The sequence below is a fragment of the Silvimonas sp. JCM 19000 genome (assembly GCF_054652575.1).
In genome coordinates this window covers 80,534-102,988 of record NZ_BAAIHC010000014.1, presented here as the reverse complement: position 1 = coordinate 102,988, position 22,455 = coordinate 80,534, and the positions used below count along the sequence as shown (strand labels likewise).

Annotated in this window: 17 protein-coding genes; 14 read left to right on the top strand and 3 right to left on the bottom strand. The window is 62.7% G+C overall.

What is annotated here, in order from left to right; translation table 11 throughout:
* The first annotated feature begins 117 nt into the window (after positions 1 to 117).
* The 4 genes from ACYQ1A_RS13795 to ACYQ1A_RS13780 all read left to right on the top strand — a co-directional run bounded on the left by ACYQ1A_RS13795 (position 118) and on the right by ACYQ1A_RS13780 (position 5,802).
* Positions 118 to 624, top strand: a complete 507-nt coding sequence (locus tag ACYQ1A_RS13795) for a 2Fe-2S iron-sulfur cluster-binding protein (protein ID WP_499362862.1) — start codon at positions 118 to 120, stop codon at positions 622 to 624.
* Positions 621 to 1,610: an FAD binding domain-containing protein gene (locus ACYQ1A_RS13790; RefSeq protein WP_499362861.1), complete on the top strand. Its 990-nt coding sequence runs from the start codon at positions 621 to 623 to the stop codon at positions 1,608 to 1,610. The genes ACYQ1A_RS13795 and ACYQ1A_RS13790 overlap by 4 nt, the downstream gene beginning before the upstream one ends.
* Positions 1,607 to 3,883, top strand: coding sequence for a xanthine dehydrogenase family protein molybdopterin-binding subunit (locus ACYQ1A_RS13785; protein ID WP_499362859.1), 2,277 nt, complete (start codon positions 1,607 to 1,609; stop codon positions 3,881 to 3,883). Before ACYQ1A_RS13790 ends, ACYQ1A_RS13785 begins: the two co-directional genes overlap by 4 nt.
* A gap of 101 nt (positions 3,884 to 3,984) precedes the next feature.
* A complete protein-coding gene (locus tag ACYQ1A_RS13780; protein ID WP_499362857.1) occupies positions 3,985 to 5,802 on the top strand; it encodes a DUF4153 domain-containing protein in 1,818 nt (605 codons plus the stop codon).
* A 90-nt stretch (positions 5,803 to 5,892) separates the two neighbouring features.
* On the opposite strand, the gene ACYQ1A_RS13775 is transcribed toward ACYQ1A_RS13780, so the two are convergent.
* Positions 5,893 to 6,672: an NAD(P)H-dependent oxidoreductase gene (locus ACYQ1A_RS13775; RefSeq protein WP_499362855.1), complete on the bottom strand. Its 780-nt coding sequence runs from the start codon at positions 6,670 to 6,672 to the stop codon at positions 5,893 to 5,895.
* Positions 6,673 to 6,758: 86 nt separating this feature from the next.
* Here ACYQ1A_RS13775 and ACYQ1A_RS13770 point away from each other — a divergent pair, with 86 nt between their 5' ends.
* The 3 genes from ACYQ1A_RS13770 to ACYQ1A_RS13760 all read left to right on the top strand — a co-directional run bounded on the left by ACYQ1A_RS13770 (position 6,759) and on the right by ACYQ1A_RS13760 (position 13,051).
* Positions 6,759 to 7,652, top strand: coding sequence for a LysR family transcriptional regulator (locus ACYQ1A_RS13770; RefSeq protein WP_499362853.1), 894 nt, complete (start codon positions 6,759 to 6,761; stop codon positions 7,650 to 7,652).
* Between the two features lie 250 nt (positions 7,653 to 7,902).
* Positions 7,903 to 10,092: an EAL domain-containing protein gene (locus ACYQ1A_RS13765; RefSeq protein ID WP_499362851.1), complete on the top strand. Its 2,190-nt coding sequence runs from the start codon at positions 7,903 to 7,905 to the stop codon at positions 10,090 to 10,092.
* A complete protein-coding gene (locus ACYQ1A_RS13760) occupies positions 10,082 to 13,051 on the top strand; it encodes a PAS domain S-box protein (RefSeq protein ID WP_499362849.1) in 2,970 nt (989 codons plus the stop codon). The genes ACYQ1A_RS13765 and ACYQ1A_RS13760 overlap by 11 nt, the downstream gene beginning before the upstream one ends.
* A gap of 26 nt (positions 13,052 to 13,077) precedes the next feature.
* On the opposite strand, the gene ACYQ1A_RS13755 is transcribed toward ACYQ1A_RS13760, so the two are convergent.
* Both ACYQ1A_RS13755 and ACYQ1A_RS13750 read right to left on the bottom strand, forming a co-directional pair.
* On the bottom strand, positions 13,078 to 13,905 hold the full coding sequence (locus ACYQ1A_RS13755; protein ID WP_499362847.1) for a universal stress protein: 828 nt from the start codon (positions 13,903 to 13,905) through the stop codon (positions 13,078 to 13,080).
* A 14-nt stretch (positions 13,906 to 13,919) separates the two neighbouring features.
* Complete coding sequence (locus tag ACYQ1A_RS13750) at positions 13,920 to 14,747, bottom strand: universal stress protein (protein WP_499362845.1); 828 nt, start codon at positions 14,745 to 14,747, stop codon at positions 13,920 to 13,922.
* Between the two features lie 359 nt (positions 14,748 to 15,106).
* Here ACYQ1A_RS13750 and ACYQ1A_RS13745 point away from each other — a divergent pair, with 359 nt between their 5' ends.
* The 7 genes from ACYQ1A_RS13745 (at position 15,107) to ACYQ1A_RS13715 (ending at position 22,447) form a co-directional block, all read left to right on the top strand.
* A complete protein-coding gene (locus ACYQ1A_RS13745; protein WP_499362843.1) occupies positions 15,107 to 16,663 on the top strand; it encodes a PTS transporter subunit EIIC in 1,557 nt (518 codons plus the stop codon).
* A 69-nt stretch (positions 16,664 to 16,732) separates the two neighbouring features.
* Complete coding sequence (locus ACYQ1A_RS13740) at positions 16,733 to 17,017, top strand: hypothetical protein (protein ID WP_499362842.1); 285 nt, start codon at positions 16,733 to 16,735, stop codon at positions 17,015 to 17,017.
* A gap of 238 nt (positions 17,018 to 17,255) precedes the next feature.
* Positions 17,256 to 18,323, top strand: coding sequence for a mannonate dehydratase (locus ACYQ1A_RS13735; protein ID WP_499362840.1), 1,068 nt, complete (start codon positions 17,256 to 17,258; stop codon positions 18,321 to 18,323).
* Between the two features lie 20 nt (positions 18,324 to 18,343).
* Positions 18,344 to 19,186: an SDR family oxidoreductase gene (locus ACYQ1A_RS13730; RefSeq protein ID WP_499362838.1), complete on the top strand. Its 843-nt coding sequence runs from the start codon at positions 18,344 to 18,346 to the stop codon at positions 19,184 to 19,186.
* Between the two features lie 76 nt (positions 19,187 to 19,262).
* A complete protein-coding gene (locus tag ACYQ1A_RS13725; protein ID WP_062225139.1) occupies positions 19,263 to 19,586 on the top strand; it encodes an ArsR/SmtB family transcription factor in 324 nt (107 codons plus the stop codon).
* Positions 19,579 to 20,031 carry an SRPBCC family protein gene (locus ACYQ1A_RS13720; RefSeq protein WP_499362836.1) on the top strand — a complete coding sequence of 151 codons (453 nt, stop codon included), beginning with the start codon at positions 19,579 to 19,581 and terminating at the stop codon, positions 20,029 to 20,031. Before ACYQ1A_RS13725 ends, ACYQ1A_RS13720 begins: the two co-directional genes overlap by 8 nt.
* A 202-nt stretch (positions 20,032 to 20,233) precedes the next feature.
* Positions 20,234 to 22,447, top strand: a complete 2,214-nt coding sequence (locus ACYQ1A_RS13715; protein ID WP_499362834.1) for a TonB-dependent siderophore receptor — start codon at positions 20,234 to 20,236, stop codon at positions 22,445 to 22,447.
* Positions 22,448 to 22,455: the final 8 nt, after the last annotated feature.

Below are 22,455 nucleotides of genomic sequence, written 5' to 3'. Positions count from 1 at the left end.
ACATTCCGGCCGCCCTCCCTGTCTGCATCAAGAATAAATCCAGGCACCTATAGTAAGAATTCTGCCTCGTTGGGCCAAAGCCGCCGCTGTTGCTGGCATCGCCATGGAGTATCCAACATGCAATTCACTATCAATGGGCACGCGGTTGAGGTTGTAGCCGATGTGCGCACGTCTTTGCTTGATTTGTTGCGCGAGCATCTGGGATTAAGCGGCACCAAAAAAGGCTGCGACCAGGGCGCATGTGGCGCCTGTACCGTGCTGGTGGACGGCGAGCGCATCAACGCCTGTCTGGCCCTGGCGGTGCAATATCAGGGCCGCGCCATTACCACCATCGAAGGGCTGGCCGATGAGCACGCCTTGCACCCGCTGCAGGCCGCGTTTGTCGAGCACGATGGCTTTCAGTGCGGCTACTGCACGCCGGGCCAGATTTGTTCGGCCATCGGCATGGCGCACGAGCTGGAACGCAATGTGCCCAGCGTGGTAACGGCCGATCTGACCGCGCAACGCATTGCGTTTGATCATGACGAAGTGCGCGAGCGTATGAGCGGCAATCTGTGCCGCTGCGGCGCCTACAACGGCATCGTCGACGCAATCAACGCCACCTTCGGGAGCGCCAACGCATGAATCCATTCAGCTATGAGCGCGCCACCGATGCGGCCAGCGCCATCCGCCTGGCCAACGCCACGGCCGCCACGCGTTACCTGGGCGGTGGCACCAATCTGGTTGATCTGATGCGCGAACACATCGAACAGCCCGAGGTGCTGGTGGATGTGACGCCGCTCGCGCAAAGCATCGAAGTGCGCGCCGACGGCAGCATGCTGATTGGCGCAGCGGTCAAGAACACCGCGCTCGCGTCCGATGCGCATGTGCGCCAGGCATTTCCGCTGCTGTCGCGCGCGATACTGGCCGGGGCCAGCGCGCAGATCCGCAATATGGCCACCGTGGCCGGCAATATTCTGCAACGCACACGCTGCACCTATTTTTATGACGAGGCCGCGCGCTGCAACAAGCGCAAGCCCGGCTGTGGCTGCGATGCGCTGCAGGGGTTTAATCGCTATCACGCCATCCTGGGCGCGTCGGATGACTGCGTGGCCACGCATCCGTCGGACGTGTGCGTGGCTCTGGCGGCGCTGGATGCCATCGTGCATCTGCAAGGCGCTGCGGGCAGCCGCAGCTTGCCGTTGACCGAACTGCATCGCTTGCCCGGCGCGCACCCCGAGCACGAAACCGAATTGCAGCCGCATGAGTTGATCACCGCCATCGAGATTCCAGCCCTGACGTTTGCCGCCCATTCGGCCTATCGCAAAGTGCGGGATCGTTCCAGCTATGCGTTTGCGCTGGTGTCGGTGGCGGCGGCGCTGGATGTGGACGCCCAAGGCCGGGTGCGCGATGTGCGGCTGGCGCTGGGCGGGGTGGCGCACAAGCCGTGGCGCGCCAGCAAGGCCGAGGCCGTGTTGCGCGGGCAGGTGGCCACAGAAGCGACATTTCTGGCGGCAGCCGATGCCGAACTGGCGGCAGCGCGTGGCCTGCGTGACAACGGCTTCAAGATCGAACTGGCGCGCCGCACGATCGTCGCGGTGCTGCAGCAACTGACGGAGGCACGCGCATGAACGCCGAACAGCAACCCGCACCATCGCCATGGCAACCGGGCGTAACGCCGGATGAGGTCATGCATCGGCACGGCATGATCGGCAAACCGGTGTCACGGCTGGATGGCCCGCTCAAGGTGGCGGGCAAGGCGCGCTTTGCCGCCGAAGTGCCGTATGAACATCTGGCCCATGCCGCGCTGGTGCACAGCTCGATTGCGCGTGGCCGCATCAGCGAGCTCAAAACCGAAGCCGCACGCGCTGCGCCGGGCGTGATTCTGGTGCTGACCTACCAGAACATGCCGCGCCTGCACAACCCACCGTTGTTTGGCACAGCGCCCAAAGCAGTAGGCGCCAGTACCTTGCCGGTGATGCAGAACGAACACATCAACTGGAACGGCCAGCCGGTGGCGCTGGTGCTGGCCGAAACGCACGAGCAAGCCGAATACGCCGCCAGCCTGATCGAAGTGCGCTACGACGTACTGCCGGCCAAAACCGATTTTGACGCGGCCAAGCGCCAGGCGCGCGCGCCCGACACCATCCTCGGCGAACCGCCTGCCATCGAAATCGGCGATGCCGAGGCCAATCTGAAAACCGCCGCATTCAAAGTCGATGCCACCTATCGCACGCCGCGCTACAACCACAACGCGATCGAACTGCACGCCGCCACCGTAGCGTGGCAAGGCGATGAACTGACCGTGCACGACGCCACGCAGATGCTCAACGGCACCGCGTGGACCATCGCGCAACTGTTCGGCATTGATGAGAAAAACGTGCGTGTGTTGTCGCCGTATGTGGGTGGCGGCTTTGGCGGCAAGGCGCTGTGGGATCATCAGATTCTGGCGATCGCGGCAGCCAGACTGGCGCAACGACCGGTGCGCATTGTGCTGAGCCGCGCCAGCGTGTTTCGCATTGTGGGCGGCCGCACCACCACCGAACAGCGCGTGGCGCTGGGTGCCACGCAAGACGGCCAGTTAACCGCGCTGATTCACACCGGCGTGGCCGCGATGACGCCGTATAACGCTTGCCCGGAGCAATTCAGCTTTCCCGCGCGCCATCTGTATGCCACGCAGGCGCTGAAGGTGGCGCAGCAAGTGGCCGACATGGACATGATGGTCAACACCTTTATGCGCGCCCCCGGCGAATCGATCGGCACCTTTGCGCTGGAGTCCGCCATCGACGAGCTGGCCGACCAGATGCAGCTGTGCCCGATTGAACTGCGCCGCCGCATTGAACCGAGCAAAGACCCGGTGTCAGGCCTGCCGTTTTCTTCGCGCCATTTGCTGGAAGCCTATCAACGCGGGGCCGAGCGCTTTGGTTGGGACCAGCGCAATCCAGTGCCACGCAGCCGTCGCGACGGTGAATGGTTGATTGGCATGGGCGTGGCCACCGCCACCTATCCCTACTACCGCATGCCCGGCGCGGCCGCGCGCATCAGGCTGACGGATGATGGTCATTTAACGGTGTCGATTGCCGCGCACGAAATGGGCATGGGCACGGCCACCGCGCAAAGCCAGCACATCGCCGAACGCTTTGGCTTGCCGCTGGAACAGGTGACGTTTGAACTGGGCGATACCACGCTGGCGGCGGGTTCGCTGGCGGGGGGCTCTTCGCAAACGGCGTCGATTGCCGCTGCGGTGATTGCGGCGGGCGAGCAATTGATCGACCAGCTATTGATGCTGGCCACCGGCGATTCGCCACTGGCGGGTTTCCAGCGCGATCAGGTGGAAGCCATTAACGGCGGCCTGGCCGTGCGCGGCGACGCCACGCGCGGCGCAAGCTATGCCGCCATCCTGCAGCACGCCGGACACACCGCCTTGCAATGCGAAGCGCCCGCGCCCGAACCGGCCGAACTGCAGCATTACTCGATGCATTCCTTTGGCGCGCAGTTTTGCGAGGTGAAGGTCAGCAGCATTACCGGCGAAGTGCGCGTGACGCGCTTTCTCGGCTCGTTTGATACCGGCCGTATTCTTAACCCCAAAACGGCGGCCAGCCAGTTTCGCGGTGGCATCGTGATGGGCATCGGGCTGGCGCTGACCGAGGCCACCGAGTTTGATCCGCGCAGTGGCCGCATCATGAATCCGTCGCTGGCCGAATACCACGTGCCAGTGCATCTGGACGTACCGGAAATCGACGTGATGTGGACCGATATCGCCGACCCGCACAGCCCGATCGGCGCGCGTGGCATAGGCGAAATCGGCATTACCGGCGTGGGCGCGGCGATTGCCAATGCGGTGTACAACGCCACCGGCAAACGCATCCGCGATCTGCCAATTACGCTGGACAAGCTGCTCTGAGCTGCGGCTGTGGCTGGCGGGAGACACGCTCCCGCTGGCCCGTTAGCCAACGTTGCGCGCATCCGTATACTTGCGGCCACGCCAACAAACGCAGCGCCGCGATGCTCAATACGGATGTGACTTTCGATGGCCCCTTGGCCGATGCCGGCACCAGCCGACGCAATGCCGTGATCCGCCTGCAGCTGGGCGGCCTGCAGGGCATTTTGCTGTATGTCTTGTTCCAGGCGTCCCCCGCGCAGGCCTGGCCCGCCACCGCGGAATATCTGTTTTCGCCGCTGTTGTTACTGGCGTTTTTCATTCCACTGCAACTGATCTCCAGCGTGGGCCATTTGCCGCGTCGGGTGCTGGCGCCGTGGGTAGGCATCACTGCGCTGATTCTGATCGGCGCGGGGTGTTACGCCGTGTGGCGCAGTCCGTGTGCGCTGGAAGTGACCATGGGCTGCAGCCTACACACGCATTACCCCACGCCGTGGTTGGTGGGCTTGCTGATCGGCGTGTTTTACGTGGGCCACAGCATGGTACTGGCGGGGGCGCGCGATCAGCGCTGGGTGGCGGCGTATCCCACTTATTTTGAGATGGCCTGGAAACTGGCCATCCAGATCCTGTTTTCCGCCGCGTTTACGTTGGTGCTCTGGGGCACGTTGTGGCTTGGGGCGGCGTTGTTTGCGCTGGTAGGCAGCACTTTGCTGCAGCAAGTGCTGAGCAAAGGCTGGGTGATTCTTCCGCTGACGGCGGCGGCGTTTGCCTGCGGTATGGAATTGACCGATGTGCGCCCCGGCATTATTCGCGGCATCCGCACGCTGGGGCTGAGCTTGCTGTCGTGGTTGCTGCCGGTGGCCACGGTGCTGATTGCCGCGTTTTTGCTCTGCCTGCCCGCGTTTGGCGTCGATGCGTTATGGTACACACGGCATGCCACGCAATTGTTAGTGGTGGCTGCGCTCTTGTTGATCGTCTTGCTCAATGCCGCATTCCAGAATGGGGTGGTCTACGCCGAGCTGCCGCGCATCGTACGCAACAGTGCGCGGCTGGCGGCGGGCTTGCTGGCACCAGTGATTGCACTGGCGCTTTACGCACTGAATTTGCGTGTTGACCAATACGGCTGGAGCGTCGATCGCGTGGGCGTGGCCGCTGCTTTGCTGGTGCTCAGTAGCTATGCCGCCGGCTATCTGTGGGCGACGGCGCAGCGTGGCCCATGGCAATCGCGACTGGCGCGCGTGAACATCGTGTGTGCGCTGCTCACCGTCGCCACCTTGCTGGCTTTGCTGTCGCCGCTGGTCGACCCGGCACGCATCGAGGTGGATAGCCAGATGGCGCGGCTGGCCGCAGGCCAGGTGCCGGCAGAAGTATTCGATGTAGACAGTCTGCGCCATGAGGGCGGCCGCTTTGGCGACGCCGCTTTGCGCCAGCTGGTTAGCACCGCCCCGGACCCCGATTTGCGTCGTCGTGCCAGCCTGGCGCTGCAACTGCATAGCCGCTCTGGCGATACCTCTGCCCCTGCCAACGACGCGGTGAACTGGCAGGCCAATGTAACGGTATGGCCGCGTGGGCAGCACCTGCCCGCCAGCTTCAGCACCATGGACTGGCGCAAAAGCAGCGGCGCGCTGCCCATGTGTCTGCGCCTGAAAGACCAACCCTGCGAAGTGTTCATGCTGGATATGGATGGCCAGGGCCATCCCGATATGCTGATTGGCGGCCGGTTTGAGTCCTTGTCTTTGCTGCGCGAAAACACCGCCGGCCTATGGACCGTGGTGGGGCGCTTGCCGTACCAGACAGTCGGCTGCGCCACGTGGCGGCAAGCACTCCGCGATGGTCAGTATCAGGTGGCCACCTTGCCGCAGCGCGTGTTGCGCATCGGCGCGGCGCAACTGCCGCTGCCAGACGACGCGCCCACGCCGGAATGCCCAGCCAATAAGAAGTGAAGAGCGGTGGCCTCGTTATTGGACGCGGCAGCCCGGCATGCGGGCGCAGCGTGGCAAACCGAGTGCGCGCGCCGGTTTGCTGTGTGGTGATCAGGCCGCGACGTGCGCGGCAAAGCCGCTGGTGTCCGGGGCGATTTCGGGTCGCAACGTCAGCGCCGGAATCACATAATCGCCCGCGTTCTGTTGGCGAAACGCAATCGGCGTGGTGCTGAACAACTGGTCCATGCGCTGGCCCAGTTGCGCTTCGATGCTGGCAAAACGATCGGCGTCCATGCGGCTGCTGCGGTACACCAGAAACGGCGGCAGCACGGCAAAGCCGGGGTAATGCAGCACGCCATGATGTATCGGGAACAGCAGATCATCGATCGGGCCGTTGATGCCGCGCGCGCCGTAGTGGCTTTCCCAACCGCCGGTGGTGACGATCAGCATGGCGCGTTTGCCCGCCATATTGCCTTCGCCATAACGGTCGCCCCAATGCCGATCCGAATGCTCGCCCACGCCATAGGCAAAGCCGTAGGCATACACGCGTTCCACCCAGCCTTTAAGGATGGCGGGCATGGAAAACCACCACAGCGGAAACTGCAGAATCACCGCATCGGCCCAGCGCAGTTTGTCTTGTTCGGCGGCGATATCGGCGCTTTGCTGGCCGTTGGCATAAGCCGTTTGTGAATCGGCCGATGCGTTAAACGGCTGGCTGGCGTCGCGCTGCGGTGCGTCGGCGGCGTCGATTTGCGCTTTCCAGTTCATGGCATATAAATCCGACACTTGCACCTGATGGCCTTGGGCTTGCAGCCGTTGCACCACAAAGTTTTTGATCGAACCATTGAGCGAGCGCGGTTCGGGATGGGCGTAGACCAACAAGACATTCATTGCGATAACTCCTGCGTTTTGATGAAGCAAGCCTAAGCGCGCCGCAGGTATAGTTGAAATGAATTTACAGAATTGCAGGTATAGCCATGCTTAATTTGCGCCAGCTGGATCTCAACTTGTTGCTCACGCTGGATGTGCTGCTGGCGGAGCACAATGTCACGCGCGCGGCCGAACGGCTGCATCTGTCGCAGCCCTCGGTCAGCGTGCATCTGGCGCGTCTGCGTGAGTACTTTGCCGACCCCTTGCTGCTGCCCGGCCCGCGCGGCATGCGGCCGACCGCGCGCGCCAATGCGTTGCGTGAGCCTTTACGTGCGGCGCTGCAGGCGCTGGGGCATGCGGTGGCGGCGGTGGATGAATTTGATCCCGCCCAGGCGCAACACGTATGGCGCGTGGCCGCCACCGATTACGGCGGCAGCACCATCGTCTTGCCCGCGCTGGCCGCGTTGCGCGCGCAGGCGCCGGGCACGCGGCTGGCGGTGGTGGAAATGGTGCCATCCCGCATTGCGCGTCAGGCGGAGCAGGGCGATATCGATCTGGCATTTCATACCCGCGACGGTGCGCCACCCGGTTTGCATGCGCGGGTTTTGTTTGATGAGCGCTATGTACTGGTCGGCCGCGCCGGGCATCCGGCCTTGCAGCAGCCGCCCACGCGCAAACAGTTTTGCGCGCTGGAACATGTGATGGTCTCGCCCGACGGCGCAGGCTTTTTTGGCATCACCGATGAGGCGCTGGCGCAACTGGGTCTGAGCCGCAAGGTGGTGCTGTCGGTGCCGCATTTTCTGATCGTCAAAGCGGTAGTGGCGCAGACCGATCTGGTGGCGATGCTGCCCGAGCGGCTGGTGCGCAACGCGCCCGAACTGACAGTCACCGAAGCGCCCGTCGAAGTGCCCGGCTATGCCATGACCATGTTGTGGCACGAGCGAGTACACCGCGACCCGGCGCAGCAATGGTTACGCGAGCAGATCGCCGCGGCGCTTTAAAGAGCGCGGGTTCTGGCGGGGGGCAGTTGCCCTTCTGGCGGATTGTTCAGCAGTTTGTCTATGGCTGCGCTGCCGCCGTTGCCGCTTGCCAGAATGTCGCTAGCGGAACGCTGCAGGCGCAACTATGTTGAGCAACAGTGCTGGCTAATACACTGCTTGTGCCAGCCTCCCCCAAGGACGCCTTAATCCGGCAGGAGCGTGAATGTCGGCGTTTATTCGTAAGCTTTCCGGGCCGTTACGGAGCCTGCTGGTGCGTCCGCCTTTGCAAACCGTTGCCCCCGGCCAACCGGAGCAGCCCTTGGTGTGGGCGGCCCAGCCGCCGACCGGCATCAGCGCGCCTGCACCGCCGCAATCCGACAGCGCTGCCACCCAGTTGCCGGCCTATCTCGATTTGTTTAACCGCAGCCGCGACGCCATGGTGATTGCCGATGAGCAGTGCAAAGTGCTGGAGGTCAATCCGGCCTGGCTCAGACTGACCGGCAGGAGCCGGGCGGAGACGCTGGGTACGCCGTTGCTCTGGCAGGCGCTCCCCCCGGTAACGGCACCGGCGGCGGATGACTGGCAACGCGTGCTGATGCGCGATGGCGTCTGGCAGGGCGAACTACTGGTACGGCATCAGCGCGGCGGGGCCGCACCCTGCCTGATTGATATCCGCGCGTTGCGATCCGCGGCGCCAGACCCGGCACGCTTTGTGGCGGTGTGCAGCGATGTTAGCGAGCTGCGCGAATCGCGCGCCATGCTCGAATACCAGAATGCGCATGATCTGCTGACCGGCTTGCCCAACCGTTCGCTGTTGCAAGAACGCATGGCGTGGTCTTTGAGCCGCTCCCAGCGCGAGGCGCGGCGCATGGCGGTCATTTACATCGATCTCGACCATTTCAAATTGCTGAACGACGGCCTGGGCCGGGCCGTGGGCGACGCGGTATTGCAGGAAAGCGGCCGCCGGATCGTCGATTGCGTGCGGCTGTGCGATACCACGGCGCGCGCGGGCGCGGATGAATTTGCGTTGCTGATCGAAGACGTGGTCAACGAAAACGATCTGTTGCGGCTGACCGAGCGCATCGTGGCGGCACTGGCCACGCCGGTCGAGGTGGACACGGAGACACATCGCATCACCGCGTCGCTGGGCATCAGTCTGTACCCGGAAGACGGCACCGAACCCGCACAACTGCTGCGCAACGCCGAGTTGGCCATGCGTCGCGCCAAAGAGGCGGGCAAGGGCTGTTATGAGTTCTACAAGCCCGAAATGCAGGCACGCGTGCGCCAGCGCGCCGACCTGGACCGGCAACTGCATTACGCGCTGGATCGCGGCGAATTTGTGTTGCACTACCAGCCGCAACTGGATTTGCGCACTGGCCAGATCGCCGGGTTTGAAGCGTTGATCCGCTGGCAGACGCCCGAGGGCCCGCTGCTGGGGCCGGGCCGCTTTATCCCGGTGGCCGAAGAAAGCAATCTGATCCACGCCATCGGGGAATGGGTCTTGCAGCAGGCCTGCCAGACGCTGCAGCGCTGGCAAGCGTGCGGCCTGCGCCGGGTGCCGATCGCGATTAACCTGGCCGCATCGCAATTCGCCCGCCAACGCATCGACGTATTGGTAGAACGGGTGCTGGCGCAGACCGGCGTGGCGCCGGAATGGCTGGAACTGGAATTGACCGAAAGCGTGTCGATGCAAGACCCGGTGGCGTCCATCGAGTTGATGCACAAGCTCAAAGCCATGGGCCTGAGCCTGTCGATCGATGATTTTGGCACCGGCTATTCCAATATGGCGTATCTGAGCCGCTTTCCGGTGGACAAGCTCAAGATCGACCAGTCGTTTGTGCGCGGTCTGGCCACAGGCGCGGAAGAAAAAGAAATTGCGGCTGCGGTGGTGCAACTGGCGCACGCGCTGGGCATGCAGGTGATTGCCGAAGGGGTGGAACAACGCAGCCAGTTGCAGGTGCTGGCGGCCATGGGCTGCGATGTGATGCAGGGTTTTTATTTCAGTGCGGCGGTGGAAGAAGCCCAGGCGGCCAGCATGCTGGCCGAAGAACGCATGCTGGATCTGCACGCACTCAGCCGCGCGCCGTATCGTCGCACGATTTTGCTGGTGGATGACAACACCGCACTGCGCGACGCGATGGCCGCCATGCTGGATGGAGAAGCGTTTGAACTGCTGCAGGCCGCTGACCCGCAGGCGGCGTATGAGCTGCTGGCAGGGCATGAGGTGGGCGTGGTCATTACCGATTATCAAATGCCGCAGGAAGACGGCATCACCTTTCTGGCCAAGGTCAAACAGATGTATCCACACACCTTGCGGGTGCTGCTGACCGGTTATGGCAGCACCGAGCTGATTGCGACGGCGGTGCAGCGCGGCGAGATCTTTCGCTATATCGCCAAGCCCTTGATGCGCCATGAGGTGATGGAGACCTTGCGCGCCGCGTTCCAGCGTTATGAACACTAGCCCCGCCTTGCCGCGCCCGCGCTTCTGGTCCGCCGGCATGCTGCTGGTGCTGCTGGCCAGCAGCGCGTGTGCCGCAGCGCTGTGGTCCACCCGCCCGTGGCGCGATTCCGGCCTGCACACGATGCTCGATAGCAGCATGTTTTTGCTGTCGCTGGTGTTGGCGCTGCTGTTTGGTGATCGCGGGCGCTACCTGGCCCGACCGTTCCTGCGCCGGATGGGATTGGCGTTTGGCATAACCGCCGCGTTTGAGGCCATCCACCTGCTGACGGCCTTGCCCTTGCCACTCCCCACGCAATGGGCAGGCCTGCTGACTGAGGCATGGCGTCCGGTCAGCTGGCCCGCCCCGGCTTATCTGCTGCCCGCCGCGCTACTGGTGGCCATTTACGAGTACGAAACGCCGGGCCGTACCCGTACCGTACTTTTTGCGCTGGGCGGGGTGCTGATCGGCGGCTTGCTCTCACTGGAGTTCAGCCTGTTGCCGCGTTATACCGCGCCGGGCTGGTTGGGCATCACGCGACCGGCGCTGAGCGGGGTCAGCGTGCTGTGGGCCGCCACGCTGGCGGTTTGCCTGCTATGGCAACAGCGTGACCGCATCATGCCCTTGCTGACGCTGGGGGCTTTGCTCCAGTTACTGGGCAGCATCGCCATGTTGTACTCCACCGCGCCGCACGATACCTGCGCCATGCTGGCCCACATTGCGCGCGTCACCGCGGAGCTGGTCTTGCTGATCGGGCTGATCCAGTTGTCGTCTTACGATGTGCTGATCCGGCGGCATGCCGAAGCCGAGCTGGCCGGCCTGAACCAGCAACTCGAAGCCCGCGTGCTGGAGCGCACGCGCGCGCTGCAGGACCACATAGACGAGCGCGCCAGGGTGCAGCAGACGCTGCAGCGCATGGTCAACATCATTGATTCATCCGACGACGCCATCATCGGCAAAACACTGGATGGGGTGATCACCTCGTGGAACCAGGGGGCACGCAAGATCTTTGGTTACACCGCCGAGGAGGCCATCGGCCAACCGATGCTGATGTTGATTCCGGACGACCGCAAGTTTGAAGAGGCCAATATCCTCGCCCGTATTGCCGCGGGTGAAAGCGTGGAGCATTTCGAAACCCTGCGGCAGTGCAAAAATGGTCGGCTGATCCATGTCTCCGCCACCATTTCGCCGATCCGGGATGCGCAGGGCGCGATCGTCGGCGCTTCCAAGATTGCGCGCGATATCAGCGAGCGCGTGCGCGTGCGGGCAGCGCTGCAAGAGCAATTGGGGCGCATCAACCTGCTGAACCAGGTCACGCGCGCCACCGATGAACGCCAGGATATGCAGAGCATTTTTCAGGTGGTGGTGCGCACGGTCGAAAAAGACTTGCCACTCGATTTTTGTGCCATCGGCCTGTATGACCCCGTCAACGGTCATTTGCGCATTGATCACGTCGGCATCCAGTCCGAGGCATTGGGACGTTGGTTAAGCACGCGTGAACGGCTGTTGCTGGATGACGCCACCCTGGACCGCTGCCGCATGGGACACCTGGTGCAGTTGTCCGGGCTGGCGCGGCATGGTCTGCCACTGACTGACAGGCTGGCGGAGGCCCAGCTCCAGGCCGCCATCCTGGTGCCGATGCGGGTGGAGCAGAGCTTGTTCGGGCTGATCCTGGCCGCGCGGCGCGAGCGGGATTTCAGCGTGGCTGATACCGAATTCCTGCGCCAGTTGAGCGAGCATGTGGCGATGGCGGCGCACCAGGCGCAACTGCATGCCGACTTGCAACAAGCCTATGACGAGCTCCGCCAGACGCAAGAAGCGGCACTGCAAAAAGAACGCCTGAGTGCGCTGGGGCAAATGGCCAGCGGCATCGCGCACGACATCAATAACGCGATTTCGCCGGTCTCGCTTTACACCGAGACCTTGTTGCTGCAGGAAACGACATTGAGCCCGCGTGGACGGGGTCAGCTGGAAATCATCCAGCGCGCCATCACCGACGTGGCGCAGACGGTGGCCCGCATGAAAGAGTTTTACCGGCCGCAAACCTTGCCCGCCGGCATGCAGGCGCTGGACCTTAACCAACTGGTGCCGCAGGTGCTGGAACTGACCCGCGCGCGCTGGACGGCGCTGGACCAGAGCCACGGCGGCACCATCAGCGAGCGCCGCTTGCTGGCAGCGGACTTGCCCGCCATCCTCGGCGTAGCCAGCGAAATCCGCGAGGCACTGACCAACCTGGTGCTGAATGCGGCGGATGCGATGCCGCACGGTGGCACCCTCACCGTGCAGACGCGCGCGGCGCTCCTTAACGCCGCCTCTGTCGTGATTCTGGAGGTGAGCGACACCGGCATGGGCATGGACGAAGACACCCGCAAACGCTGTCTGGAACCGTTTTTTACCACCAAGGGCGAACGTGGCACCGGCCTCGGTCTGGCCATGGTTTATGGAACCTGCCAGCGGCATGGCGCCGATGTGCAGATTCGCAGCGCACCGGGCGCGGGCACTACCGTGCAGCTGACCTTTGCCGCGTCGACGCAGCCCGCAAGCAGCGATGCGGCGGAGGTGCCCAGCGTGGTGCCGCCGCCCCGGCGCATTCTGGTGGTCGACGATGATCCGCAACTGCTGGGCGCGCTGCTGGAAACGCTGCGCGCCGACGGTCATACGGTGACGGCGGCGCATGGCGGGGAGGCCGGCATCCAGACCTACCGGCAGGCCCTGGTCGAGGGCACGCCCTTCGACGTGGTGATGACGGATTGGGGCATGCCCGACGTCGACGGCGGCATGGTCGCCAGTGCCGTCAAGGCCAGCCGGCAGGATGCCCCGATTATCCTGTTGACCGGCTGGGGTCAGCATTTGCGCTCCAGCGGCGATATTCCGCCCGACGTCGATCTGGTGCTGTCCAAGCCGCCCCGGCTGCGCGAATTGCGCGATGCGCTGCTGTATTTTCCGGGGCCGCCTGCGCCGGACCAGCGCGAGCAGGCCTGAGCGTGACGGCGGCCGGGCGCGGGCGCTTAGTGCGATAGCAAAACGCAGTACTCGCCGCTGAGCAAAAAGTCGCGACTGACACCGCCGGCAATCCATTGCTGCGCGCGGCTGTGGCCGTATAAACCGGCAACCACCAGGTCAGCCTGCAAAGCCTGCACGACGGCGCGCAAGGCGCCGGCACGCGGGGCGCTGCTGACGTCAATGCGGTAATCGGCCCGCACGCCATGGTCGCGCAGCCATTGCACCACGCCGCGTAGACGCCAGCGGCATTCTTCTTCTGCGCCTTCGTTGACCACCTCGACCACGGTGACTTTGTCGGACTGCAACAGGATAGGCATTGCGTCGGCCACGGCCCGCCGGGCTTCGGCGGTTTCGCTCCAGCACACCGCCACGTGTTCCAGCCAGATATGCTCGATGCCGCCGGGTACCACCAGCACCGGGCGGCCGGTGTGCATCACCAGTTCGCCCAGATGCACATCCGAGGCCCCTGACATAGCGGTGCGGGCACGTGCCGCGCACACCAGCAAATCGGCACCGCGGGTGCTGTTGCATAACCAGTTGAGCGTCGGCTCGCCGCCGCTGTTGCAGCGCCAGCCCTGGCGGTCGGCGCTGAGACCGGTAATGTCGTACATCTCGGCTTCCAGCCGGGCATAGGCTTCGCGCAGGGCCAGGCTATCCGGGCCGTAGTGGCCGGCGTCGACGCACCATTCGCCGCAGATCACCATCGGCGTGCTGCCGCTGGCCAGGCCGGTCAACCGCGCGGGAAAACGCTGGGTCAGGCTGTGCGCGGCGCGCAACAAGGCGGTGTTCGACTGGCCAGCGGTCAGGTGCACCATGATCGAGGTATAAGTCATGATCGTCTCCCGGCTCAGTGCGACAGCAGCGCGCAGTACTGGCCGCGTAGCAACATATCGTGGGTGAATCCGCCCAATATCCATTCGCGCATGCGGTGATGGCCATAGGCGCCGCCGACGATCAGGGTGGCGCCGATTTCGGCGGCCAGGCCCTCGAAGGCCCGCAGCGGCTGGTCCTCGGCGGCGACCAGGCGGTAGCGCGCCTGCACCCCATGCGGCCGCAACCAGGCTGCAACATCGATCACCCGGCTGCGCGCGGCGGGCACCTCGCGTTCGGGCACCACTTCGCACAGCGTGACGCGCTCGGCCAGGCGCAATAGCGGCAGCGCGTCGGCGATGGCCCGGCGGGTTTCGCGGGTGTCTTTCCAGCCGATCAGGATGTGTTCCAGCGACACCGGGGCGAGTTCCAGCGGCAGCACCAGCACCGGCCGCCCGGCCAGCATGACCACCGCGCCCAGGTCGACCTGGCTGCCATCTTCGATCCAGCTGGGGCTATTGGCTTGTACCACCAGCAAATCGGCGGTACTGGCGTGGTGGATTAAAAAATCCGCCATCGAGCGCACTTCCAGCGCGCAATGCCAGCGGCGGCGCGGCACCCGCGTTTCGAGCACCTGATGGAATTCGAGTTCGGCGTCGGTGGCCTCGCGTTCCAGCGCGTCTTTGTTCAGCACTGCGGGGTCGATATAGCCAAAGCCGTCGGCATACACCGTTTGGGTGACCTGGCTGCTGAGCACGCCGGTGACGCTGGCGCTGAGCGTCTCGGCCAGTGTGCCCACGATTTCAAGCAAGGCGCGGTTGGATTGTCCCGTGCGCAGCAGCACGGTGATGGCGTTGTAAGACATGACGATGGCCCTCCAGATCTGGCTGCCACGCCAGCCCTGGCGTGGCTCTGGCCTCGCTCATCCGCACGGGTGCCAGCCAGAAAAAACCAGGCGGTGCAGGGCGCATGATGCCGGGGTTGATCGTCAGCATACGCAGGCTATTTGTCTGCATTTACAAGAATTAAATGCATGTTTGATCTGGAGCAAATGTGTAGCAGATGCGGATGTCATTACAGAATTATCCGGGATTATGCTTCGTCCGTCGTGCAAACAAGGAGGAATGACAGGGCGCTCCAACAGGCGTCAGTTATTCCCCGAAGGCCCGCCGGGCCGCGTGCTGTCTGTGCATTTGCAGGCGTTCTGAAGAAGGAAAATCGATCATGTTCAGCCAGGCATTCGCCGTTCTGCAAAAGATCGGCAAGGCGTTGATGCTACCGGTGGCGGTGTTGCCGGTAGCAGGTTTACTACTTGGTATCGGCAGTTCTAACTTCGGCTTTATTCCAGCCGTGGTTAACCAGATCATGGCCGCCGGTGGGGGCGCTATTTTCGGTAATCTCCCCATTATTTTTGCGGTGGGCGTGGCGCTGGGCCTGGCCAATAACGATGGCGTCGCTGCCGTCGCTGCCGTGGTTGGTTTTGTGGTGATGGTGGCCACCATGGGTGTAATGGCCGGTGTGTTCGGCATTACCCCGGCCATGGTGCTGGGCATGAAATCAATGGAGACCGGCGTGTTTGGCGGCATCATCATTGGTGCCGTGGCCGCGTCGCTGTTCAACCGCTTTTACCGCATCGAATTGCCGCCCTACCTGGGTTTCTTTTCCGGCAAACGCTTTGTGCCTATCGTCACCGGTATCTCGGCCATTTTTGTGGGCGTGATTCTGTCGGTGATCTGGCCGCCGGTGCAGCACGGTATTGATGTGTTCTCGCATTGGGCCGCGGCCAGCGATCCGCGTACTGCTGCAACGGTTTATGGCTTTATCGAACGTCTGCTGATTCCGTTTGGCCTGCATCACATCTGGAACGTGCCGTTCTTCTTTGAAATCGGCTCCTTCCCGCACGATGGTCAACTGATCCATGGCGATATCAACCGCTTCTTTGCGGGCGATGCCACCGCCGGCATTTTGTCGGGTGCCTTCCTGTTCAAGATGTTTGGTCTGCCGGCTGCTGCCATCGCCATGTGGCATACCGCTGCGCCGGAAAAACGCGTGATGGTGGGCGGTATCATGATCTCCGCCGCGCTCACTTCCTTCCTGACCGGGATTACCGAGCCGATCGAATTCTCCTTCATCTTTGTGGCACCGGTGCTGTATGCCATCCACGCGGTGCTGGCGGCTTCGACCCAGTTTGTCGCCAACACGCTCGATATGCATATGGGCTTTACCTTCTCGCAAGGCGGCATCGACTTCTTGCTGTTCAACGCCTTTGGCAAGAACGCGCATAACTGGGCCTATACGCTCATCCTTGGCCCGATCTATGCCGTGGTTTATTACAGCGTGTTCCGCTTTGTCATCGTCAAGTTCAACCTCAAGACACCGGGTCGGGAAGACGACGAAGTGCCCGCAACGGTAGTGGCTGCACCGGCTCCGGTGACTGCGCCGGTGGTGGGTGGGGCTGCGCCGGTGATGGCTGCCACGGCTGCGCCGGTGGCCGAAGCTGCCGCGCCGGTTAATCCGCTGCTGAGTGACCCGCGCTTCCAACGTGCTTCCAGCCTGGTCAGTGCCTTCGGTGGCCCGGCCAATATCAAGGGTCTGGATGCGTGTATCACCCGTTTGCGGATTTCGGTGGCTGACCCGGCCCGGGTGGATCAGGGCCGTCTTAAAGCCCTGGGTGCATCCGGTGTACTGGTGCTGGGCAACGGGATACAAGCCGTGTTTGGCACACGCTCGGACAACTACAAAACCGATATGGATGAGTATTTGAAGCTGGGTGGGACTTGAGCGCCGCGTAGGCCTGCAAGTCTGGAAACACAAGGTTTTACCCCGGTTGTTGCGCTAAGGAGCATTGCCATGGGCAACATGAAAATCAAGGTGTACCGAGTACACAGTTATGAAGGTTGGGCTGATCAGGATGGCCCGTCCCCGACGTGGCGCACGCGCGAAGAAAGCCGTGCCCACGGGCTGGCCGTCGATGAAAGCCGATGGCTGCTGGTAAACGCCAGCGAAGTGCGCAGCGGCCGTTATGTCGAGCCCGCCACCACGCCGCTACGACGGACGTGGCGCCGCTGGCTGCAGGCGCTGCGGCACTGGACTGACAGCAGCATCGACCAGGGGGCAGTGCAACGGATGCGTTAAGGCGCAGCCGTCAGAAGAGAGAGAGCGATTGTGGCCGCATCCGGATCAAGGATGCGGCCATTTTTTTTGCACGGGTGCCGGAGGTGGAACACGGCTGTCGCCCGCGTCGCGCAACTTTGGCGGCGTTTGATCCAGCGCAATCTCTGCGGCGGTCTCCGGGGTAATAGTGAAGGCAATCAGATCAATCTTAATTTGCCTTGTACGCGGCGCCACGCCGCAAGCCCCAAGGAGTCGCGTAATGAAGATGACGTTTCCGTGGCAGGGCCAGGCCGATCCGGTCTCGCTCAGCCAGATCAGCCAGATTCCCGGCGTACAAGGCATTGCGGCCAGTTTGTCGCATATTGCGGTGGGCCAGGTATGGCCTACCGCCGACATCCTCGATCTGCAAGCACGGGCGGGCAGCCATGGCTTGTCCTTGCATGTGATCGAAAACCTGCCGGTGCACGAAGACATCAAGCTGGGCCGCTATAGCCGCCAGGGCCTGATCGACCAGTTCATCACCACGCTGACGCATCTGGCGCAATGCGGCATTGAAGTAGTGACCTACAACTTCACGCCGATGTCGGAATGGTCCACCAGCGTGCAACGCCGCCTGCAACCGCAACACGCCACCGAGGCCGCGTGCGAGGCCACCCGCGCCACCTGCCCCTTGACCGAACAAGGTGTGCCGGCGGGCTGCGTCGCCAGCCAGTTACCGGCGCAGATCGAGGCGCTGCAAAACGCCTGGTATGCAATCAGCCCGACCGGCTTGTGGCGCAATCTGCTGTTCTTTCTGCAGCGCGTGGTACCGGCCGCCGAGGCCTTGGGAATCAAGCTGGCGCTGCATGCTGACGCTGCCGAATACATCCGCCCCGCAGTGCCGCTGGCGCTGTCCAGCCCGGAAGAACTGCTGCGCGCCATCACTGCCGTCAACAGTCCGGCCAACGGCCTGGCATTGCGCTGCGGCGGACCCGCCGCACCGCGTGTACACGATTTGCTGGAACTGGTGCGTGAGTTTGGTCCGCGCCAGCGCATCCATTATCTGCATCTGGGCGCCCCCGCTGACGCGATGGCGGCGTGCGCCGATGCCCCCGAATCTGCCCGGTCTTTGCGCGCACGCTGGTCTGCGCTGGGCAAGGTATTACAAGCTTGCCGCGCAGTCGGTTATCAAGGGTTTGTCCGGCCAGGCTACGGCTTGGTCAGTCAGCAGGCGGTGGACGAATTCCGCCTGGGCATGAGCGAGCGCGCGCTTGGCGCCGCTTATTTTGAAGGCTTGTGGGATGGCATTTATCAACAGGCCGCAACCGACGGGAAATTGCATCCATGATCTATCCAGAACTCCCTTTCATGCCTACCGACCTTGATGGCAAAGTGGTTGTCATCACCGGCGGCGGAGGCACGCTCTGCGCCGAACTGGGCGGCGCGCTGGCCCGTTGCGGTGCCAAAGTGGCCTTGCTTGATCTTGATCTGCAAGCCGCCGAAACCGCTGCGGCCAATATCTGCGGCGAAAACTGCGACGTGATCGGCCTGTTTGCCGACGTACTCGACGAGAAATCGCTGACCGCTGCGGCCACCCGCATCAAGAACGAATTCGGCCCCTGCGATCTGTTGATCAATGGCGTGGGCGGTAACCATCCGCGCGGCACCACCACGCATGATTTTCTGGAAAAAGCCGATCTGGGCGATCCCGAAATCACCACCTTTTTTGATCTGGACACCGGCGGCATTGATTACGTGTTCAAGCTCAACTTCCTGGGCGTGTTGATGCCGACGCAGATTTTTGCGCGCCAGATGATGGGCCGCGAAGGTTGCTCGGTGATCAATATTTCGTCGATGAACGCCACCCGGCCGTATACGCGGATTCCGGCGTATAGCGCCGCCAAAGCCGCCGTGAGCAATCTGACGCAATGGCTGGCGGTGCATTTTTCGCGCACCGGTATTCGGGTGAATGCCTTGGCGCCGGGCTTTTTGCTGACTTCGCAAAACTTCAATCTGATGATCGACCAGGCTTCGGGCCACACCACCGAACGCGCGGCGCGCATTCTCACCCAGACGCCGATGCAGCGCTTTGGTGAACCCAAAGAACTGATCGGACCTTTGCTCTGGCTGGCCAGCGCCGCGGCATCGGGTTATGTGAATGGCGCGGTCATCCCGGTTGATGGGGGCTTCCAGGCCTACGCCGGCGTGTGAGGAGGAGGGTGACGGTTTAACAATGACGTGCTGAACGGCGGTTGACATGCAACCAAATGGTTGCATAATCCAAAGCATGGACGACGATGCCGTATTCAAAGCGCTGGCCGACCCACATCGCCGGCAATTACTGGACCGACTGTTTGACCGCAATGGTCAGACCCTCGGGGAGCTCTGCCACGGCCTGGAGATTTCGCGCCAGGCTGTGGCCAAGCATCTCGCCCTGCTGGAAGCAGCCAATCTGCTGTCGTGCCAATGGCAAGGCCGCGAAAAGCTGCACTACCTCAACCCGGTGCCCATCAATGAGATCGCTGAGCGCTGGATCGGCAAGTTTGACCAGCACCGGCTGCGCGCGCTGTCTGCGCTGAAGCAGGCGCTGGAAGGAGATCCACATGGCTAGTGCAAGCACGTTTGTTTATGTCACTTTTATCCGTACCACGCCGCAAAAACTGTGGCAGGCGCTCACCACGCCTGAATTCAGCCGCCAGTACTGGTTTGGCGTCAGCACGGTGTCGAGTTGGGAAACCGGCGCCCCGTGGGCGCTCAAGTTTGACGATGGCCGGGTGCCGGATAGCGGCATCGTCACCGAGAGCGATCCACCGCGGCGGCTGGAACTGACCTGGCGACATGAACTGGTGGCGGACGAAGGCTATACCCGGTGCGTGTTTGATCTGGTGCCGGAAGGCGACAGCGTCAAACTGACCATTACGCATACCTCGGAACTGGAGCAATCCAGAGTTATCCAGCACATCAGCAATGGCTGGCCCAAGATTATTTCTAATCTCAAATCATTGCTGGAGACCGGTACGGTGCTGTTTGCCGAACGCATCCAGAGCTGCAGTTGATACCGGCACGACCGTGATCAACCGCATGCAAGAGGGCGCTTCTGCGGCAGAGGCGCTCTTTTTTTGCCTGTGGCCAGGCAAACTGCGGCAGGCCTAAGTCAAGGCTAAGTGTGCTTGTGTATCGAAATGGTGTGGACGGATACATGACGTGGGCATTTTATGTTAAAAATGCGAACCATTCTCATTACGAAACACGTCAACCATGTCTCTGCATTCTGCCAAATCGGCGCGCCGCATCGCGCTGCATCCTGTCTCCGGCGCGCTGGCGTTGGCTTTTGCCACGCAACTGACCTTCGCCGCCGATGCCCCGGCCGCCAGCACCAACGCCCCGAGCGACGCCCCGCTGCTGCAAACCACCGTCGTCAAAGCGACGACCGATGCCGAAAGCCCCACCGGCCCCATCAACGGTTATCACGCCACGCGCAGCAGCTCTGCCACGCGGACGGATACCCCGTTGAATGAAGTGCCCCAGTCCATTACCGTCATCGGCGCCCAGCAAATCCGCGACCAGAACGCGCAAACCATGCAGGAAACCTTGCGCTACACCGCAGGCGTTAATGCCGATGCCTACGGTCTGGATAACCGTGGCGACTGGTTTGATCTGCGCGGCGGCAGCGAAGGCTCGGCCTTGCTCGATGGCATGCGTTTGATGCTGGCTGGCAACTATGGCGATGTGCGCAACGAGCCGTATTCGTTTGAACGCGTCGAGGTATTGCGCGGCCCGTCGTCGGTCATGAGTGGCCAGAACGGCCCCGGCGGCGTGGTGAATATGGTGTCCAAGCGCCCGCAGGCAGAGGCGCAGCATGAGATTTCGCTGCAGTACGGCAACAACGACCACAAGCAACTGGCCATCGACAGTACGGGGCCGCTGACGCAAGACGGCAGCGTGTTGTATCGCGTGGTCGGCCTGTTGCGCGATGCCGGTACCCAGGTGAATTACGCCAATGAGGAGCGCGAATTCATTGCGCCATCGCTTACCTTCAAGCCGAACGAACGCACCAGCTTTACCGCTTATGCCGAGTACCAGAACGACCGCAGCGGCAACACCAATGGTTTTTTCCCCATTGCCGGCACGCTCAACGAAGCACCCAACGGCCGCATCCCGGAAGACACTTTTGTGGGCGAACCCGCGTTTGACCAATACGGCGGCGCGCGTACGCGGCTGGGCTATGAGTTCAAATACGAGTTCAACGACAGCTGGAGCTTTAGCCAGAACACGCGGCATGACGCGGTCAACGGCAAGATGCGCAGCATGTATGCCAACTTCTGGGAAGTCGATCTGCAAGGCAATGGCTACGGTAGCGACGCCCTCGGCGCCAATCGCACCCTGGGCCGCACCTGGTATGCCGCCGATGACAATAGCGGCGTGACTACCGCCAACGCCGTGGCGGTAGGCAAGTTCAGCTGGGGCGCAACGCAACACACGCTGATGCTGGGCGCGGACGCCATGCGCTCCAACAACACTTCAACTTCATGGAGCGGCGACGCCACCGCGCTCGACGTTTACGCCCCGGTCTATGGCACGTTTGATCTGCCTGATCTCAGCAGCGTTGCCGGTTACACCGCCACCACGCACGTCAACGACTACGGCGTGTTTGCGCAAGACCAGATCAAGTTCCAGCAATGGGTGGCCACCGTCGGCGTCCGCCACGACAAGGCCACTACCACGGTGGATACCAGCAGCGGTGGCAATTCGGCCGATGGGGCGTGGACTAAAAGCGTGGGCGTGGTGTATCTGGCCCCGGCTGGCGTATCACCGTATCTGAGCTATTCCGAATCATTTGAGCCCGTCACCGGCACCGACGCGCAGGGCGCCGCCTTTGTGCCCAAGCGTGGCAAGCAGCTGGAAGCCGGCGTCAAATGGGTGGTCAGCCCGGCCTTTGGCGTATCGGCGGCGGTTTACAAAATGAAGGAAAAGAATCGCCTGACCACAGACCCCGACAATATCAATTACTCAATCCAGTCCGGCGAAATCACCACCTCGGGCGTCGAGCTCGAAGCAACGGGTGCCATCGGCCGGTGGGATCTGGTCGGCAGCTACACCTTTACCCGCGCCCGCACCACCGCCAGCAGCGATCCCACCGATGCCACCCTGGGCAAGCATGTGGCCAACGTGCCGGAAAACATGGTCAAGCTGTGGTCGACGTATCGCTTTACCGACTTCGGGCTGCCGCAATTGAGCGCGGGCGCTGGGGTGCGCTTTAACGGCGTCACTTACGACGGCACCGACACGCTCAAGATTCCGTCGTACACCTTGTTTGATGCGATGGCGGCGTTTACCGCGGGCAATTGGCGCTATGCCTTGAATGCGACCAATCTGTTTGATCGCAGCTGGATAGCCAGTTGCGGCACCCGTGGTGATTGCTGGTACGGCACTCGCCGCAAGGTGATCGGCACCGCAAGCTACAACTGGTAAATCGATGC

Bases quoted from the DNA above. Each gene is read 5' to 3' on its own strand.
- ACYQ1A_RS13795 (WP_499362862.1), top strand. From the start codon at position 118: ATGCAATTCACTATCAATGGGCACGCGGTTGAGGTTGTAGCCGATGTG.
- ACYQ1A_RS13790 (WP_499362861.1), top strand. From the start codon at position 621: ATGAATCCATTCAGCTATGAGCGCGCCACCGATGCGGCCAGCGCCATC.
- ACYQ1A_RS13785 (WP_499362859.1), top strand. From the start codon at position 1,607: ATGAACGCCGAACAGCAACCCGCACCATCGCCATGGCAACCGGGCGTA.
- ACYQ1A_RS13780 (WP_499362857.1), top strand. From the start codon at position 3,985: ATGCTCAATACGGATGTGACTTTCGATGGCCCCTTGGCCGATGCCGGC.
- ACYQ1A_RS13775 (WP_499362855.1), bottom strand. From the start codon at position 6,672: ATGAATGTCTTGTTGGTCTACGCCCATCCCGAACCGCGCTCGCTCAAT.
- ACYQ1A_RS13770 (WP_499362853.1), top strand. From the start codon at position 6,759: ATGCTTAATTTGCGCCAGCTGGATCTCAACTTGTTGCTCACGCTGGAT.
- ACYQ1A_RS13760 (WP_499362849.1), top strand. From the start codon at position 10,082: ATGAACACTAGCCCCGCCTTGCCGCGCCCGCGCTTCTGGTCCGCCGGC.
- ACYQ1A_RS13755 (WP_499362847.1), bottom strand. From the start codon at position 13,905: ATGACTTATACCTCGATCATGGTGCACCTGACCGCTGGCCAGTCGAAC.
- ACYQ1A_RS13750 (WP_499362845.1), bottom strand. From the start codon at position 14,747: ATGTCTTACAACGCCATCACCGTGCTGCTGCGCACGGGACAATCCAAC.
- ACYQ1A_RS13745 (WP_499362843.1), top strand. From the start codon at position 15,107: ATGTTCAGCCAGGCATTCGCCGTTCTGCAAAAGATCGGCAAGGCGTTG.
- ACYQ1A_RS13740 (WP_499362842.1), top strand. From the start codon at position 16,733: ATGGGCAACATGAAAATCAAGGTGTACCGAGTACACAGTTATGAAGGT.
- ACYQ1A_RS13735 (WP_499362840.1), top strand. From the start codon at position 17,256: ATGAAGATGACGTTTCCGTGGCAGGGCCAGGCCGATCCGGTCTCGCTC.
- ACYQ1A_RS13730 (WP_499362838.1), top strand. From the start codon at position 18,344: ATGCCTACCGACCTTGATGGCAAAGTGGTTGTCATCACCGGCGGCGGA.
- ACYQ1A_RS13725 (WP_062225139.1), top strand. From the start codon at position 19,263: ATGGACGACGATGCCGTATTCAAAGCGCTGGCCGACCCACATCGCCGG.
- ACYQ1A_RS13720 (WP_499362836.1), top strand. From the start codon at position 19,579: ATGGCTAGTGCAAGCACGTTTGTTTATGTCACTTTTATCCGTACCACG.
- ACYQ1A_RS13715 (WP_499362834.1), top strand. From the start codon at position 20,234: ATGTCTCTGCATTCTGCCAAATCGGCGCGCCGCATCGCGCTGCATCCT.